Here is a 15,543-nt window from a genome sequence, read left to right as displayed (position 1 = left end):
TACGGCAAGGACGAGCACGACTCCGAGTACGGCTCGGACAAGGGCTGGGAGTCCAAGGACGAGCACGGCTCCGAGTACGGCTCGGACGAGCGCGGCAGCTACGGCAAGGACGAGCACGACTCCGAGTACGGCTCGGACAAGGGCTGGGAGTCCAAGGACGAGCACGGCTCCGAGTACGGCTCGGACGAGCGCGGCGGCTACGGCAAGGACGAGCGCGGCTCGGACGAGCGTGACGGTTACGGCAAGGACGAGCGCGGCTCGGACGAGCGTGGCCGGGACGAGCGCGGCTCGGACGAGCGTGGCCGGCACGAGGAGCGCGAGTTCGTCTACTACGGCGAAGCCAAGGTCGACAAGGACGCCAAGCCGGGTCGCTACGAGCTCAAGGGCTCCTGCGGCGAGGGCGAGCTCGTTGTGCTGCCGCACGGCGGTGTCGACGGTGGTGACGGCGGCGTCAGCACCGGTACCGACCGGGGTCTGGCCACCGGCGGGGCGGGCCTGCTCGGCGCTGCCGCGCTGGGCGGGATCGTGCTGATGCGTCGTCGGCGGACCGATGGTTCGCTCGTCTGACGTGACGGCGACACCGGCCGGCGGCCGCCACGGGAAACCGTGGCGTGCCGCCGGCACGGCCGTCGTCGTCACCATGGCCATGATCGGTGCCGGCATGATCGGCGCCTCCCTGAAGACCACGCCCACTCCGCGACCGCCGCAGCCGCTGGCCCAGGCCGGCCCCGAGGCGACCGCGCCGGCGAGCACCGCCGACGATGCCTCGCTCGACGGGCAGGCGGTCGGTCAGGGGGCGGCCGGGTTGGCCCGTTCAGCACCGACCAGCATCGAGATCCCCCGGATCGGCGTCGACGCGACGATCATGTCGTTGGGCACCAACCCGGACGGCACCGTCCAGGTCCCTCCGCTGGACAAGGCCGACCAGGCCGGGTGGTACGAGCCTGGTGCGAGCCCCGGCGAGACGGGTAACGCGGTCATCGTCGGGCACGTGGACTCGGCGGTGCTCGGTCCGGCCGTCTTCTTCGACCTCGGCGCTCTCACCCCCGGCGACACCGTCACCGTGCGCCGCGCCGACGGAGTGCCGGCCACCTTCGCTGTCGACTCGGTGAAGTCGTACCCGAAGACGGCCTTCCCCACCGAGTTGGTGTACGGACCGAGTGACCGGCCCAGCCTGCGGGTGGTCACCTGCGGTGGTCAGTTCGACCAGGCCGCGAAGAGCTACCCGGACAACATCGTCGTCTTCGCCACCCTGGCGGCGTGACCTACGACGAACGAAACGCGGTCCGGCCGGTCGGGTCACCCCGACCGGCCGGACCGCGTCCGGTGTACCTGACTCAGGCGGCCGCGGAGGTCCGTACCAGGGTGCGGATCTGGCGCAGCAGCACCGACAGGGCGGCGAGGTCCGCCCGCGACTCGTCGAACTCACCCATCGCCCGCCGGGCCCGGTGGATCGAGGTGGCGTTCGACTGCTCCCACTGCTGCACCCGCTCGTGCGGCGGCAGGTCGCCCGGGGTGGAGTCGAGTACCTCCGCGGTGAGCGCGGCCAGCGCGGCGTACAGGTCGTACCGCAGCGCCATCCGGGCCAACGTCTGCCAGCGGTCCTCCCGCGGCAGCAGGGAGATCTTCGACAGCAGCGAGTCCACCCGGAACAGGTCCGACAGCACGAAGTAGACCGAGGCCACCTCGCTGACGTCCCGCCCACTGGCGTTCGCGGTCTCCACCACGTCCATCAGACCGAAGCTGTACATCAGCCGGGTGGCCCGCTCCGCAAGCTCGCGGGGTAGCCCACGCTCGGTCATCGAGTCCATGTGCGCGGCGAGGCCCTGGCGCTCGTTGCCGTAGAACAGCTCTTCAAGCCCCGGCAGCAGCCGGGTGACCCCGTCGCGCAGCCGGGCGATCTCGGCCGGCACGTCGATCGGCGAACGCCGGTTGGAGACCAGCCACCGCACGGCCCGGTCGAGCAGCCGGCGGGTGTCCAGGTAGACGCTGGTCTGCAGCTCCGGCGCGACCTTGTTGTCCAGCGCCTCGACCGCGTCCCACAGGTCGCGCAGGCCGAACACCTCGCTGACCACCACGTACGCCCGGATCACGTCGGCCGCGCTGGCCGCCGTCTCCTCGACCACCCGGAAGATGAACGAGATGCCGCCCCGGTTGATCGCCTCGTTGACCAGCACGGTGGTGACGATGTCCCGGCGCAGCCGGTGCCGGCCCATCCGGTCGGCGAACCGCTCGCGCATCGGCGTCGGGAAGTAGTTAACCAGGACGTCGGTCGTCCACTCCTCGTCGGCCAACCCCTCGGTGAGGATCTCCCGCTCCAGGACGATCTTCACGTACGCGAGCAGCACGGCGAACTCCGGCGCGGTCAGCCCGGACTCGCTGCGGACCGCCAACTCCTCGTCCGGAGGCAGCGCCTCCAACGCCCGGTCCAACCCGCCCGACCGCTCCAACTCGTTGATCATCCGGCGGTGCACCGGCAGCAGCGAGGCGGCCTGGGCCTGGGCGTTGTTGATCGCCCGAGCCTGGTCGTAGTTGTCCCGCAGCACCAGCTCCGCGACCTCGTCGGTCATCCCGGCCAGCAGCTCGTCCCGCTCGGCCGTGGTCAGCTCACCGTCGGCCACCGCCGTGTTGAGCAGAATCTTGATGTTCACCTCGTGGTCGGAGGTGTCCACCCCGGCCGCGTTGTCGATGAAGTCCGTGTAGATCCGGCCACCGGTCAACGCGTACTCGATCCGGCCGAGCTGGGTCCAGCCCAGGTTGCCGCCCTCGCCCGCCACCCGGCAGCGCAGGTTGCGCCCGTCCACCCGGATCGCGTCGTTGGACTTGTCGCCCACCTCGGCGTTGGTCTGGGTGGAGGCCTTGACGTAGGTGCCGATGCCGCCGTTCCAGAACAGGTCAACCGGGGCGGTGACGATGGCCTTCATCAGGTCCTGCGGCGACAACTGCGTGACGTCGTCGTCTAGGCCGATCGCCGCCCGGACCTGCGGCGTGATCGGGATGGACTTCGCGGTACGCGGGAAGATGCCGCCACCTGCCGAGATCAGCTCCGGGTTGTAGTCCTCCCAGGAGGAACGGGGCAGGTCGAACAGCCGTCGACGCTCCGTGTACGAGGTGGCGGCGTCCGGCTCCGGGTCGAGGAAGATGTGCCGGTGGTCGAAGGCGGCCACCAGCCGGATGTGCTCGGAGAGCAGCATTCCGTTGCCGAACACGTCGCCGGACATGTCGCCGACGCCGACCACTGTGAAGTCCTGGGTCTGGGTGTCCAGGCCCAACTCACGGAAGTGCCGCTTGACCGACTCCCAGGCGCCCCGGGCGGTGATGCCCATCTTCTTGTGGTCGTAGCCGGCGGATCCGCCGGACGCGAACGCGTCGCCCATCCAGAAGTTGTGGTTCTTGGAGATCTCGTTGGCGATGTCGGAGAACGTCGCGGTGCCCTTGTCGGCCGCCACGACCAGGTACGGATCGTCGCCGTCGTGCCGGACCACGTCCTCGGGTGGCACGATCTGCCCGCTGACGATGTTGTCGGTGACGTCCAGCATCGCGCCGACGAACTCCTGGTAGCAGGCGACCGCCTCGTCCCGGTCACCCGGCTTCTGCTTCAACACGAAGCCGCCCTTGGCGCCGACCGGCACGATCACGGTGTTCTTCACCATCTGCGCCTTGACCAGGCCCAGCACCTCGGTACGAAAGTCCTCCCGACGGTCGGACCACCGCAACCCGCCCCGGGCCACCGGCCCGAACCGCAGGTGCACACCCTCGAAGCGCGGCGAGTAGACGAAGATCTCGAACTTCGGTCGCGGCGCGGGCAGGTCCGGGATGGCCTGCGGGTCGAGCTTGAACGCCACGTACGCCTTCGGCCGCCCGTCGGCGCGCTTCTGGTAGAAGCTGGTCCGCAGGGTCGCCTCGATCAGCGTCAGGTACGAGCGCAGGATCCGGTCCTGATCGAGGCTCGCCACGTCGTCCAGCGCGCCCCGGATCGTCTCCACCAGCTCACCGCTGCGCTGCTGCCGCTGCTCGGTGCTCAACTCGCCCGGCGCGAACCGGGTCTCGAAGAGCTCCACCAGCAACCCGGCGAGCTTCGGGTACGCGATGAAGGTCTGCTCCATGTAGTCCTGTGAGAAGACCGTGCCGGCCTGCCGCAGGTACTTCGCGTACGCCCGCAGCACCACCACCTGCCGCCAGGTCAGCCCGCCGCGCAGCACCAGCTCGTTGAACCGGTCCACCTCGGCCTCGCCGCGCCAGGCAGCCGCGAAGGCGTTCTCCACGTGCGGGCGCACCTCGGCCAGCTCGTGATGCCCCTCGGGCAGCATGAGGCCGAAGTCGTACAGGTAGACCCGACCGTCGATCCGGTCCACCTCGTACGGGTGCTCGTCAACCACCCGTACGCCGAGCGAGTGCAGCACCGGCAGCACGGCGGAGAGCATCATCGGCTCGCCGTACCGGTAGACCTTGAACCGGACGTCCATCGCCTCGGCCAGGTCGCCTCCCGGTACCCGGGTGCCCGGCCGGGGCGCCAACTGCTTGCGGAACAGGTGCATCTCCAGCTGGCCGGGCTCCTCCAGCAGCTCCAGCTTCGCCAGGTCCTTCATCGCCTCGTACGGCGTGTGCCCGTCCTTGTAGCCCTCCGGGAACGCGTCGGCGTACCGGGTGAACAGGTGCTTGGCCTGCTCGTCGCCGAGCTTGCGCTCCAGCACCAACCGGTAGTCGTCGTCCCAGAGCCGGGTGGCGTCGGCCAACTCCTCGGCGAGCAGGTCGGCGTCGATGTCGCCGGGTGGCCGCGTCGGGTCGGTACGGACGATGAAGTGCACCCGAGCCAGCATCGACTCGGTGACCCGGGTGGTGTAGTCCACCCCGACACCGTTCAGCTCACGCAGCAGGATGTCCTGCATGCGCAGCCGGTTCTGGGTGGTGAACCGGTCCCGGGGCAGGTAGATCAGGCAGGAGATGAACCGCCCGTACGCGTCCCGCCGCAGGAAGACCCGCAGCTGCCGGCGGCCGGCCATCCGCAGCACGCCGACCACCGCGTGGTACAGGTCGTCGGTCTTGATCTGGAACAGCTCGTCGCGCGGGTAGGTCTCCAGGATCTGGATCAGATCCTTGCCCGAGTGGCTGCGCTGGCTCAGGCCGGAGCGGTCCAGCACCTCGGCCACCTTGCGGCGTACCACCGGCAGCTCGCGGACGCTGGTCCGGTAGGCGGCGGTCGAGAACAGGCCCAGGAAGCGACGCTCACCAATCACGTCACCGTCGGAGTTGAAGATCTTGAAGCCGATGTAGTCCAGGTACGCCGAGCGGTGCACGGTGGCACGCGAGTTGGCCTTGGTGATGATCAGCAGGCGCTTCTCCAGCACCTTCTCGTGCGCCTCGGGTGTCATCGAGGCCAGCGACCGCGCGTCCGGCGAATCGGAGCGCAGAATGCCCAGACCGGTGCCGAGCACCGCCTCCAACGCCTTGCCGTCGACCGGGTCGGCGGCGTCGCCGCCGTCGGCGTCCACCAACCGGTACTCGCGGTAACCGAGGAAGGTGAAGTGGTCCTGGGCGAGCCACCGCAGCAGCTCCACCGAGTCGGTGATGTCCTTTTCCGGCACCGGTGGGCGGTTGTCGGAGGTACGGGCGGACGCCAGCTCGTCGGCGAGCGCGAGGGCACGCTGACGCATCTTCGGCCAGTCCTCCACCGCCTCCCGCACGTCGGTGAGCACCCGCTGCAACTCACGGCGCAACCGGTCCCGTTCGGCCGCGTCCCGGACCGGGTCGATCTCGATCCGCATCCAGCTCTCGATGATGTCGCCGGCGATCGCGTCGTCCGGTTCCACATCCGCGGAGACCTCGGTGAGCCGACCCAGCGGCTCCCGCCGCACCACCACCAGCGGGTGCACCAGCAGGTGCACGTCGAGGTGGTACGAGTTGAGCAGCGCCGTCACCGAGTCGACCAGGAACGGCATGTCGTCAGTGACAATCTCGACGACCGTGTGGTGCTGGTCCGCGTGCGGTTCGTGGATTCGCAGCTTCAACTCGCCCGGCACCCGCTGCTGGGCGAGATCCCGGTGTGCCCGGGCCGCGTCGAGCATCTCTTCCGCCGTGAAGCCGACCAGCTCCTCGTCCGGTGCGAACCGCCAGAAACGGCCGACAAGTGTCGCCGCGTCGTGGTCGTCCCCCGCGAGCGCGACGGCCTGGGCCACCAGGCGCTCCGCGTTGGGGACGGGTTCGTCGAGCTCGGCGTCCTCCACGTCGTCGGCCAGCGCCTCGGCTGGCAGACCCAGATCGTAGATGGTGTCGATGCTCGACCCGGTCAGCCCGGTGACTCCCGTGTCGAGTCGGCCGTAGCCGTCCCCGTCGGTCGCCGAATCGAAGCTGTCATCGTCCCGGCCGGAGTCATCCTGCCGGAGGTCGGGTTCCGGTTTGATCGCCGGACGCCGGTCCATCGGTGCCACTCCCCTCGACCCACCGCGTTGTGGGTCACTCTGCCGCCCAGCCTAGGCCCTGCCGCTCTGCGCCTTCGTCGGCGGACCACTGGCCAGACGTCCGGATCGGGACTTTGTCCTTTCACCCGTTGCGGGTCCGAGGTTGGCCGGCTGCGGGATACCCCGCCACGCGATGTTCATCACACGGGCTCGGCCCGTCTTTGAGCGCGGCCGAGCGCCTGGGGGACGTTGGGGACGGCGTTCCCGTACTACCGTGCGAGGGCAGTCCGAGATCGGAAGGACCAGCTTCATGCCCTTGTCGTACCCCCGGCCCCACCGGCCGAACCCCGCCCGCCGGCTCGCCGCCGCCGTCACCACGGCGCTGCTCGCGGCGGGTGTCCTGGTCGGTTGTTCCGGTGACGACGGGCCGCAGCGCACCGTCGACGCCTTCCTCGCGGGCTGGCGCAGCGGTGACCTCCAGGCGGTCGGTCTGATCGACCCGCTCGGCTCGAAACTGCCGTCGGCCGACGTGGCGCGCGAGATCAAGGACCTCTCCGGTGAGCTGGCGTCCACCCCGCCCAAGCTGACGCGTCGCGGCGAGCCGAAGATCACGAAGGACATCGCCACCACGACCGTCCAGGTGGAGTGGGCCCTGCCCGGTCAGACCCGTTGGGCGTACGACCGGGAGGTGCGGCTCGCCCACGGCGACGACGACCAGTGGCAGGTGATCTGGGAGCCGACGGTGGTGCACGAGCAGCTCACCAAGGGCGATCGGTTGGCGCTGCGGCGCGACCCCGGTGCCCGCGCCGCCGTGCTGGACAACGCCGGAAAGCCGCTGGTGACCCCGCGCCCGGTGGTCCGGGTGGGTGTGCAGCCCAACGGGGTCACCGACCTCAAGAAGCTCGTCAAGGACCTCGACGCAGCGTTCAAGGCCATCCGCCCGGCGCTGGTCCCCGGCGTCGACCTGGCCGACCTGCCCGACCGGGTGGCCAAGGCCGAGCCGGGCGCATTCGTCGAGGTGGTGTCGCTCCGCGAGGAGGCGTACCGGCAGATCAAGCCCCGGATCTACGACCTGCCCGGCACCAAGTTCATCTCCGACAAGATCGACCTGGCGCCCACCCGCGAGTTCGCCCGTGCGCTGCTCGGCACTGTCGACCAGGCGCAGGCCGACGACCTCGCCGCGCACCCCGACCGGTACGTCGTCGGCGATCTGGTGGGGCACGGCGGGCTACAGGGCCGCTACGACGAACGACTGCGCGGCGGGCCCGGGCTGACCGTGGTGGTCGAGCGTCCGGCCGAGGGCGGCAAACTCGAACCCACCGGCGCCGAGCTGTTCCGCCGGGAGCCGCAGCCCGGGCAGGCGCTGAAGACGACGCTGGACGTCGCCGTTCAGAACGCGGCCGACGGGGCACTGCGCGCCGAGCCGCGCCGGTCCGCCCTGGTGGCGATCCGGATCAGCGACGGCGCCGTGCTCGCCGCAGCGAACGGCCCCGGTCCGGCCGGGGAGAATCTGGCCTTCGACGCCCAGGTGCCTCCGGGCTCCACGTTCAAGATGGTGAGCACGCTGGGCCTGCTGGACCGGGGTGCGGTGACGCTGGACGGGCCGGTGGACTGCAAGAAGATCTTCACCGTGGACGGCCGGTCCTTCAAGAACTCGGACAACTTCGAGCTCGGCTCGGTGCCGTTCCGCACCGACTTCGCCAAGTCCTGCAACACGGCGTTCGCCGCGCTGGCCCCAAAGCTCGGCGGCGACGGGCTGGCAGCCGCCGGTCGCTCGCTGGGCCTGGAGGGTCAGTGGGACCTCGGCACGGACGCCTTCACTGGCAAGGTCTCGACGGGCGGCAGCCTGGCCGAGCAGGCCGCCGCGTCGTTCGGGCAGGGCACCACGCTGGTCAGCCCGCTCGCCATGGCCGGCGCCACCGCCGCCGTCGCCAGGGGCCGCTTCGAACAGCCGAAGCTGCTGATCGACCCGGCGCCGGCCAAGCCGGCCCCGGCAGGCGAGCAGCTCAAGCCGGAGTCCGTCAAGGCGCTGCGCACGATGATGCGCGAGGTGGTCACCGCCGGCACCGGCAGCGCGCTCAAGGATGTGCCGGGCGAGGTGTACGGCAAGACCGGCACCGCCGAGTACGACGACAACCCGGCGCACACCCACGCCTGGTTCGTCGGCTGGCGGGGCGACGTGGCGTTCGCCGTCTTCGTGGAGAAGGGCGGGGCCAGCACCGCCTCGGCCGTCCCGATCGCCGAGCGCTTCCTCCGAGCCCTCCCAACCCCCTGACCCCACCACCCGGGGCTTTGCCGGGCGCCCGCGGGCCCTGGGCTGTCCGGGGCACCACCGGGCGTCCGGCCATCGCCCCGGGGCCAACGCGCGGCGCCCGGCCTTGATCCACTCGGTTTCGCTGAAACGACGGTGTCCGAGCCACTCGGACAGCCCGGAGTCACTGAAACCGAGTCGATCAAGGCTAGGGGGCCGAGGGTCGGGTCAGGCGGTGCCGGCTTCGTGCCTTTCGGGCGGGTTCTGCGTCGACGGGGCGGCGGTGCGTCGCAGGAGACCTGGGCCGGCCGACGCCGGCGGGCCGACCGGTTCGCGCTCGACCAGGGGCGCGCCACTGGCCGCGACGCCCGATGGCTCGGAGTGGGCCCGTCCGCCCGCGCCGGGCGGCTCCCCCTCGGCCGGGACGTCGTACGGCACCGCAGCCATCGACGAACCGACGCCGGGGACACCGACGCCGGAAGGCCCGACATCGGCGGGCCCGAGCCCAGCAGGCCCGACATCGGCGGGGTCGATGTCAGCGGCGTCGATGTCAGCGGGGAACTCAAGCCTCGCAACCCGCTCAGCACCGTCGAGCCCGTCAAGCCTGACCAGCCCGTCGAGCCGCTCGGCACGGTTGGGACGCTCGGCACGGTCGAGCCGCTCGGCGCGGCCGGAGCGATCGGTGGTGGCGGTCGCGGCCCGGCCGTTGCCGCGCCGCGGGGAGGGCGTGGGCCGGGCCGACAGCAGTCGGGGCGGCACGGCTTCCGGGGCGGTCACCGGTGCCAGACCGGCGACCACCGTGTTGACGATCTCGGCCGCGTACGAGCCGTCCGGGTCGTAGTCGGGGTCGAAGACGGTCAGCTCCACGCCGAGGCAGTGCGGGGTGTCGACCAGGCCGGCGAGCAGGATCTCCAGCTCGGCGAAGGCGATTCCACCCGGGTCGGGGGCGTCCACGGCGGGCATCACCGCCGGGTCCAGCACGTCCACGTCGATGTGCACCCAGTAACCCGCGCAGTCGGCGAGTTGCTCGTGCGCCCACTGGGCCGTCCGGGCGGCTCCTTCGGCGCGCAGCGCCGGCACCGGTCGGGTGGTGATCCCGGCGGCCTGGAGGTCGAGCCGGTATTCGTCCTGGGCGCGAATGCCGAGCACCACCACGTCGATGTCGCGGAAGTAGGGCCGACGGCCCTCCAGCGCGGCCAGGTCGGCCTGCCCTCGCCCGGTGACCAGGGCCAGGTCCTCACCGGCGGCGGCGCCGACGTAGGAGGCGTTGCCGGGGTGCCGGAAGTCGGAGTGCCCGTCGACGAAGACCAGCCCGATCCGCCCGCCGACGGCCTCGCCGAGGCGGTGCATGGCCAGGGCCGAGCCGAGGAGCACGGAGCAGTCGCCCCCGAGCACGACCGGGAACTCACCCCGGTCGATGATCGAGCCGATGCGTTCGGCGAGGGCCAACGAGTAGTCGGCGATCTCCCGTGCGTGGCACACCCCGTCGCCGGGCCGCCAGTCGCCCGGGTCGTACCGGGCGGGGGTGACGCAGCCGGCGTCGCGGGCGCGGAGCCGGGCCAGCAGGTCGTGGTCGCGCAGCGCCCCGGGCGCCTTGGCGCAACCCGGGACCGACGTGGGCGTCGGCGGCCGTAGACCGAGATTTGTCGGCGCGTCGAGGACGGCGATCCGGCGCATCATGAGCTCCCGTCCTCGGTGGTCGGGCGGGCCGGCCGGAACGCCGGCCCGCGCTGGCGTGCTACGAACTCAGAACAGGGCGCTGGCCAGGGCCCGACGTGCCGAGGCGACCGCCGGATCGTCCGGGCCGGCGATGGAGAAGAGCGAGACCAGGTGCTGGCGAACCGTCTCACGGTCCTCACCGGCGGTGCGCCGGACCAGACCGACGAGCCGGGCGTACGCCTGCTCGGCCAGGCCGCTGAGCACCTCGATGTCGGCGGCCAGCAGCTGGGCGGCGACGTCGTCGGGGGCGCTCTCGGCGGCGGCCAGCGCGGCGGACGGGTCGGCGCCGGCCACCCGACGGGCCACCCCGACCTGGGCCAGCCCCGCCGTGGCCGCGGCGTCCGCCGGGGCGTCGGCGAGGATCTTCCGGTACGCCTGCTCGGCGGCGTCCAGATCGCCGCTCATCAGCGCGTCGTCCGCCTCGTCGAGGCGGGGGTCCTCCGGCTCGGCGACGGTCACGCCACCGGCCTTGAGCACGGCCTGAAGCCACTGCCGCAGCTGAGCCTCGGGAACCACTCCGGAGAAGGCGTCGACCGGCTGGCCGCCGACGACCGCGTAGACCATGGGGATGCCCTGCACCCGGAACATCTGGGCGATTCGGGGATTTTCCTGCACGTCGACCCGGGCCAGCACCCAGGCGCCGCCGCCCTCGGCGTTCAGCCGCTCCAGGACCGGGGCGAACTCGTCGCTCTCCGGGAAGCCGGCCGCACCGAAGAACACGACGACGGGCGTGGCCATCGAGCGTTCGAGCACGTCGGACTGAATTGTCGCCTCGGTGACGTCCACGATGGCGGTGTCACCGCCGGCGGTGGGCGCGCCGGGGGCGCCGTTGGACGGGCCGCCCTGCGGGGGCGTGCCGGGGCGGGTACTTGCTGGTGCGGGGCCACGCAGCGTGCTGAGGTCGACCGCGCCGCGGGTGAAGATCGACGAGGTGATCCGTGGGTCGCTCATGGTTACCTAGTCTCGCACGTGAGCCCCCGATCTCAGCTCACCCGCAACCCCGACGTTGCAACTCTCACGCCCCGTCCCCACCCTCCGCGATCTTGCACATTTTGTCGCCGGTACGCCGCATTCATGCCTTATGTCGGCGCACAAACTGCAAGATCGCGGAGGGGTGGTGGTTGGGGGTTAGAAGCGGGCTGGCTCTCGGTAGGTGCCCCACTCGGCGCGCAGGGCGTCGCAGATCTCGCCCAGGGTCGCCTCGGCGCGGACCGCGTCGAGCATGGCGGGGATCATGTTCTCGTCGGTACGGCTCGCCTCGATCATCCGGGTCACCGCCGCGCGGACCGCTGACTCGTCCCGCGCGCTCTTGCGCTCGGCGAGCACCCGGCGCTGCTCCAGCTCCACCTCGTGCGAGATGCGCAGGATCTCCAGCTCCTTGGCGACCGTGCCGGTGTGGCAGTTGACCCCGACGATCTTCTTGTCACCCTTTTCGAGGGCCTGCTGGTAGACGAAGGCCGACTCGGCGATGTGCCCGGTGAACCAGCCGTCCTCGATGCCGCGCAGGATGCCCGAGGTCATCGGGCCGATCTGGTGTGGCCCGTCTCCGCCGAGCTGCCGGATCCGGGCGAAGATCTCCTCCGCCTCGGCCTCGATCTTGTCGGTCAACGCCTCGACGTACCAGGAGCCGCCGAGCGGGTCGGCCACGTTGACCACACCGGTCTCCTCCATCAACACCTGCTGGGTACGCAGGGCGATCTCGGCCGACTCGTCGGTGGGCAGCGCCAGGGTCTCGTCCAGCGCGTTGGTGTGCAGCGAGTTCGTGCCGCCGAGCACCGCCGCGAGAGCCTCGACGGCGGTGCGTACGACGTTGTTGACCGGCTGCTGCGCGGTCAGCGACACCCCGGCGGTCTGGGTGTGGAACCGCAGCCACAGGGCCTTCTCGCTGGTCGCGCCGTAGACGTCACGCAGCCAACGGGCCCAGATCCGGCGGGCGGCGCGGAACTTGGCGATCTCCTCGAAGAAGTCGAGGTGCGAGTCGAAGAAGAAGCTCAGCCCCGGCGCGAAGACGTTCACGTCCAGCCCACGCGAGAGGCCCAGCTCGACGTAGCCGAAGCCGTCCGCCAGGGTGTAAGCCAGCTCCTGCGCAGCGGTCGAGCCGGCCTCACGGATGTGGTAGCCGGAGACCGACAGCGGCTTGTAGCGCGGGATCTCCCGGGCGCAGTACTCCATCAGGTCGCCGATCAGGCGCAGGTGCGGCTCCGGGTCGAAGAGCCACTCCTTCTGCGCGATGTACTCCTTGAAGATGTCGGTCTGCAGGGTGCCGTCCAGCTTGGACAGGTCGGCGCCCTGCCGCTCGGCGGCGACCAGGTACATGCAGAACACCGGCACTGCCGGACCGGAGATGGTCATCGAGGTGGTCACGCCGGCCAGGTCGATGCCGTCGAAGAGCGCCTGCATGTCGGTGGCGGTGTCGATTGCCACGCCGCAGTGGCCGACCTCGCCGAGCGCCTGCGGGTCGTCCGAGTCGCGGCCCATCAGCGTCGGCATGTCGAACGCCACAGAGAGCCCGCCGCCGCCGGCGCCGAGGATCATCTTGTAGCGCTCGTTGGTCTGCTGGGCGTTGCCGAAGCCGGCGAACTGCCGGATCGTCCAGGTCCGACCGCGGTAACCGGTGGGATACAAACCCCGGGTGTACGGATACTCGCCCGGCCAACCAATCCGTTCGAAGCCCGGATAGGTGGCGCCCTCCGGCGGCCCGTACACCGGCTCCACCGGCATGCCGGAGAGCGTGGTGAAGTCCGCGTCCCGCTTGCGCGCGGCGTCGTACCGGGCCTGCCAGCGCGCCCGTCCGGCGTCGATCTCGTCGGCGTCCATGAGCAGGGCTCCTCCTCGGGTCCTCGACTGCACGTCGAGTGTAAGGCCCCTACCTGAACGATCGCTAAGTCAGGCCGTACCGGCGAGTAACGCGCGATCTGAACGCCCGGCTACGCGCTACGGGGTCGGTCCACCCATCGCCACGTCGTCGACCCGGATGTTGACCTCGTCGACCCGCAGCCCGTACGCCTCGACCGTCTCCGTCACCTGGGCGCGTACCTGACGGGTGATCTCCGGTACCGGCCGACCTGCCTCAATCACCAACACCAGGTTGACCACGGCGGCGTCCCCCGTCACGTGGGCCGAGCAACCCCGCCGGGCGTCACCCACCTGGTCCAGCCCGACCCGGTCGAGAACCGCGTTGAAGAACCGGGCGACGTCCCCGCCCAGGTCGGCCACGCCGGGCACCGCACGGGCCGCCGCGACGGCGATCTTCTCGATCACCTCGTCGGCGACCTGCGTCGTCCCGCCAGCCGGCACCGACGCCCTGGTCAGCTCCCGCGTTGCTTCCAGGTCCACAGTCGCTCCCTGCTCCTCGTACCACCGCGTCTGGGCACGTCCGGCCCCGGTGAAGACGGGGCGGTGCGAGCCTACTGGGACGATGCCGTCCCGGGATGTTCCTGGCGGACGGTCCGGCAGCCGTCTGGCCGTCGGGGGGCTACGCCTCAGGCTCCGGCTGCCGCCCCCGGCTGGTTCAGCTCGATGTCGTCCACAGTGACGTTGACCTGGGTGACCGTCAGGCCGTACTTCTCCACCGCTTCGATCACCGCGGCCCGTACCGCCTCGGTCACGTCGGCCACGACGTGCCCGGCGTCGATCACCAGGACCACGTTGATGACGGCCGAACTGCCCTTCACGTCGGCCGACACGCCCCGCCGAGCGTCGCCCACCTCGTCCAGGCCGATCTTGTCCAGCACGCTGTTGAAGAACCGGGAAACATCACCGCCGAGATCGGCGACACCGGGCACGGCACGAGCGGCCGTACCGGCGATCTTCTCCACGACCTCGTCGGAAACCGACGTGACACCCCGGGCCGCGCCCGTCGCGGGCTGCACTGCGCCGGCGTTCTCCACCGCGTCCGTCATGATCACATCTCCCCTGGTCCCGGTGCATTGTGGACCGACCTGCTCGTCAGCCCGCTTCGCGGAAGCCCCGCTTGCGGCTACGCGCGGCGAGCCTACTAAAACCAGAGCGACCTTCGCTTGCGGGCGTGCGGCGCGCACGAGCGACGGCGACGGTCCGCACCGGACAGTGCCGATCGGGTTCCTCCAGGTGGCCGCGCCGGCCGGCGGCTCGCCGGGTCAGCGCGCGAGCTGGGCGAGCAACTCGTCAGCCGCCGTGTACGGGTCGGTCGCGCCCTCGGCAACCTTGGTGGCGAGCGTGGCCAACTCCGTACCGTCGCGCAGTGAGCCGATCCGCGCGCGGAGGGTGCCGAGCGCGATCGCCTCGATCTCGGCGGCGGCCCGCGCCTCCTGGCGGCGGCGCAGCTCGCCGTGCTCGACCAGCCAGCCCCGGTGCTTGTCGATGGCGGCGGCGATGTCGTCGATGCCCTCGCCCCGCGCGGCGACCGACCGGACCACCTGGGGCCGCCACTGCCCCGGCCCGCGCTCACCGAGCGCGATCATGCCCTGGATGTCACGGACGGTGGCGTCGACGCCGTCCCGGTCCGCCTTGTTGACCACGAACACGTCGGCGATCTCCAGGATGCCGGCCTTGACCGCCTGGATCGCGTCTCCCATCCCGGGTGCGAGCAGCACCAGCGTCGTATCGGCGAGCGAGGCGACCTCCACCTCGGCCTGCCCGACGCCGACCGTCTCCACCAGCACCACGTCGCAGCCGGCGCCCTCCAGCACCCGGACCGCCTGCGGCGTGGCCGCGGCCAGCCCGCCGAGGTGCCCCCGGCTGGACATCGACCGGATGTAGACGCCCGGATCGGTGGCGTGGTCCTGCATCCGCACCCGGTCACCGAGGATCGCTCCGCCGGTGAACGGGCTGGACGGGTCGACCGCCAGCACGCCCACCCGGTGCCCGCGCGCCCGCAGCGCGCGGACCAGCTCGTTCGTGGTGGTCGACTTGCCCACCCCGGGTGAACCGGTCAGCCCGACCACCTGGGCCTGCCCGGCGTACGGCGCCAGCGCCGCGGCGATCTCCGGCAACAGCGCGTCGCCGTTCTCCACCAACGTGATCAGGCGCGCCACCGCGCGGGGGTCACCCGTGCGGGCCCGCTCGACCAGCAGCGGTACGTCCCGGCTGCGGCGCACCGACGTGGTGCCCGCTGCCGGGACGTGCTCAGCCTCGCTCACTGCGTCATCCCTGTTCGCGACTGCGGGGCTCGCAGGACCGGCTCACTCCTCGCGC

General features: G+C 71.2%; 8 protein-coding genes and 2 pseudogenes. 3 read left to right on the top strand and 7 right to left on the bottom strand.

The window, feature by feature from the left end:
• Positions 1-567, top strand: a pseudogene (locus FB453_RS34150) (hypothetical protein); the annotation flags it as partial.
• Between the two features lies 1 nt (position 568).
• On the top strand, positions 569-1,264 hold the full coding sequence (locus tag FB453_RS10555) for a class F sortase (protein ID WP_145789487.1): 696 nt from the start codon (positions 569-571) through the stop codon (positions 1,262-1,264).
• Positions 1,265-1,337: 73 nt separating this feature from the next.
• Here FB453_RS10555 and FB453_RS10550 read toward each other — a convergent pair whose 3' ends face one another.
• Positions 1,338-6,419, bottom strand: a complete 5,082-nt coding sequence (locus FB453_RS10550) for an NAD-glutamate dehydrogenase (protein WP_145789485.1) — start codon at positions 6,417-6,419, stop codon at positions 1,338-1,340.
• Positions 6,420-6,708: 289 nt separating this feature from the next.
• On the opposite strand from FB453_RS10550, the gene FB453_RS10545 reads away from it, so the two are divergent.
• The gene (locus FB453_RS10545) at positions 6,709-8,673 is read left to right on the top strand and encodes a penicillin-binding transpeptidase domain-containing protein (protein ID WP_145789483.1); all 1,965 of its coding nucleotides are present in this window, start codon (positions 6,709-6,711) and stop codon (positions 8,671-8,673) included.
• Between the two features lie 596 nt (positions 8,674-9,269).
• On the opposite strand, the pseudogene FB453_RS10540 reads toward FB453_RS10545, so the two are convergent.
• From FB453_RS10540 to meaB, 6 genes and pseudogenes are all read right to left on the bottom strand, one after another.
• Positions 9,270-10,329, bottom strand: a pseudogene (locus FB453_RS10540) (arginase family protein); the annotation flags it as partial.
• A 66-nt stretch (positions 10,330-10,395) separates the two neighbouring features.
• Positions 10,396-11,319: a tetratricopeptide repeat protein gene (locus tag FB453_RS10535; RefSeq protein ID WP_112697985.1), complete on the bottom strand. Its 924-nt coding sequence runs from the start codon at positions 11,317-11,319 to the stop codon at positions 10,396-10,398.
• A gap of 177 nt (positions 11,320-11,496) precedes the next feature.
• Positions 11,497-13,185 carry a coenzyme B12-dependent isobutyryl-CoA mutase large subunit gene (gene icmA / locus FB453_RS10530; protein WP_091405796.1) on the bottom strand — a complete coding sequence of 563 codons (1,689 nt, stop codon included), beginning with the start codon at positions 13,183-13,185 and terminating at the stop codon, positions 11,497-11,499.
• A 117-nt stretch (positions 13,186-13,302) separates the two neighbouring features.
• Positions 13,303-13,704 carry an Asp23/Gls24 family envelope stress response protein gene (locus FB453_RS10525; RefSeq protein ID WP_145789478.1) on the bottom strand — a complete coding sequence of 134 codons (402 nt, stop codon included), beginning with the start codon at positions 13,702-13,704 and terminating at the stop codon, positions 13,303-13,305.
• A 146-nt stretch (positions 13,705-13,850) separates the two neighbouring features.
• Positions 13,851-14,270, bottom strand: coding sequence for an Asp23/Gls24 family envelope stress response protein (locus FB453_RS10520; protein WP_112584058.1), 420 nt, complete (start codon positions 14,268-14,270; stop codon positions 13,851-13,853).
• 216 nt (positions 14,271-14,486) lie between these two features.
• Positions 14,487-15,488: a methylmalonyl Co-A mutase-associated GTPase MeaB gene (gene meaB, locus FB453_RS10515; RefSeq protein ID WP_145789475.1), complete on the bottom strand. Its 1,002-nt coding sequence runs from the start codon at positions 15,486-15,488 to the stop codon at positions 14,487-14,489.
• Positions 15,489-15,543: the final 55 nt, after the last annotated feature.

Source organism: Micromonospora sp. CNZ322, assembly GCF_007827755.1.
Note: the sequence above shows the minus strand (reverse complement) of the source record. Positions and strands in the feature narration are given on the sequence as shown.

Bases quoted from the DNA above. Each gene is read 5' to 3' on its own strand.
- FB453_RS10550 (WP_145789485.1), bottom strand. From the start codon at position 6,419: ATGGACCGGCGTCCGGCGATCAAACCGGAACCCGACCTCCGGCAGGAT.
- FB453_RS10545 (WP_145789483.1), top strand. From the start codon at position 6,709: ATGCCCTTGTCGTACCCCCGGCCCCACCGGCCGAACCCCGCCCGCCGG.
- icmA (WP_091405796.1), bottom strand. From the start codon at position 13,185: ATGGACGCCGACGAGATCGACGCCGGACGGGCGCGCTGGCAGGCCCGG.
- FB453_RS10520 (WP_112584058.1), bottom strand. From the start codon at position 14,270: ATGACGGACGCGGTGGAGAACGCCGGCGCAGTGCAGCCCGCGACGGGC.
- FB453_RS10535 (WP_112697985.1), bottom strand. From the start codon at position 11,319: ATGAGCGACCCACGGATCACCTCGTCGATCTTCACCCGCGGCGCGGTC.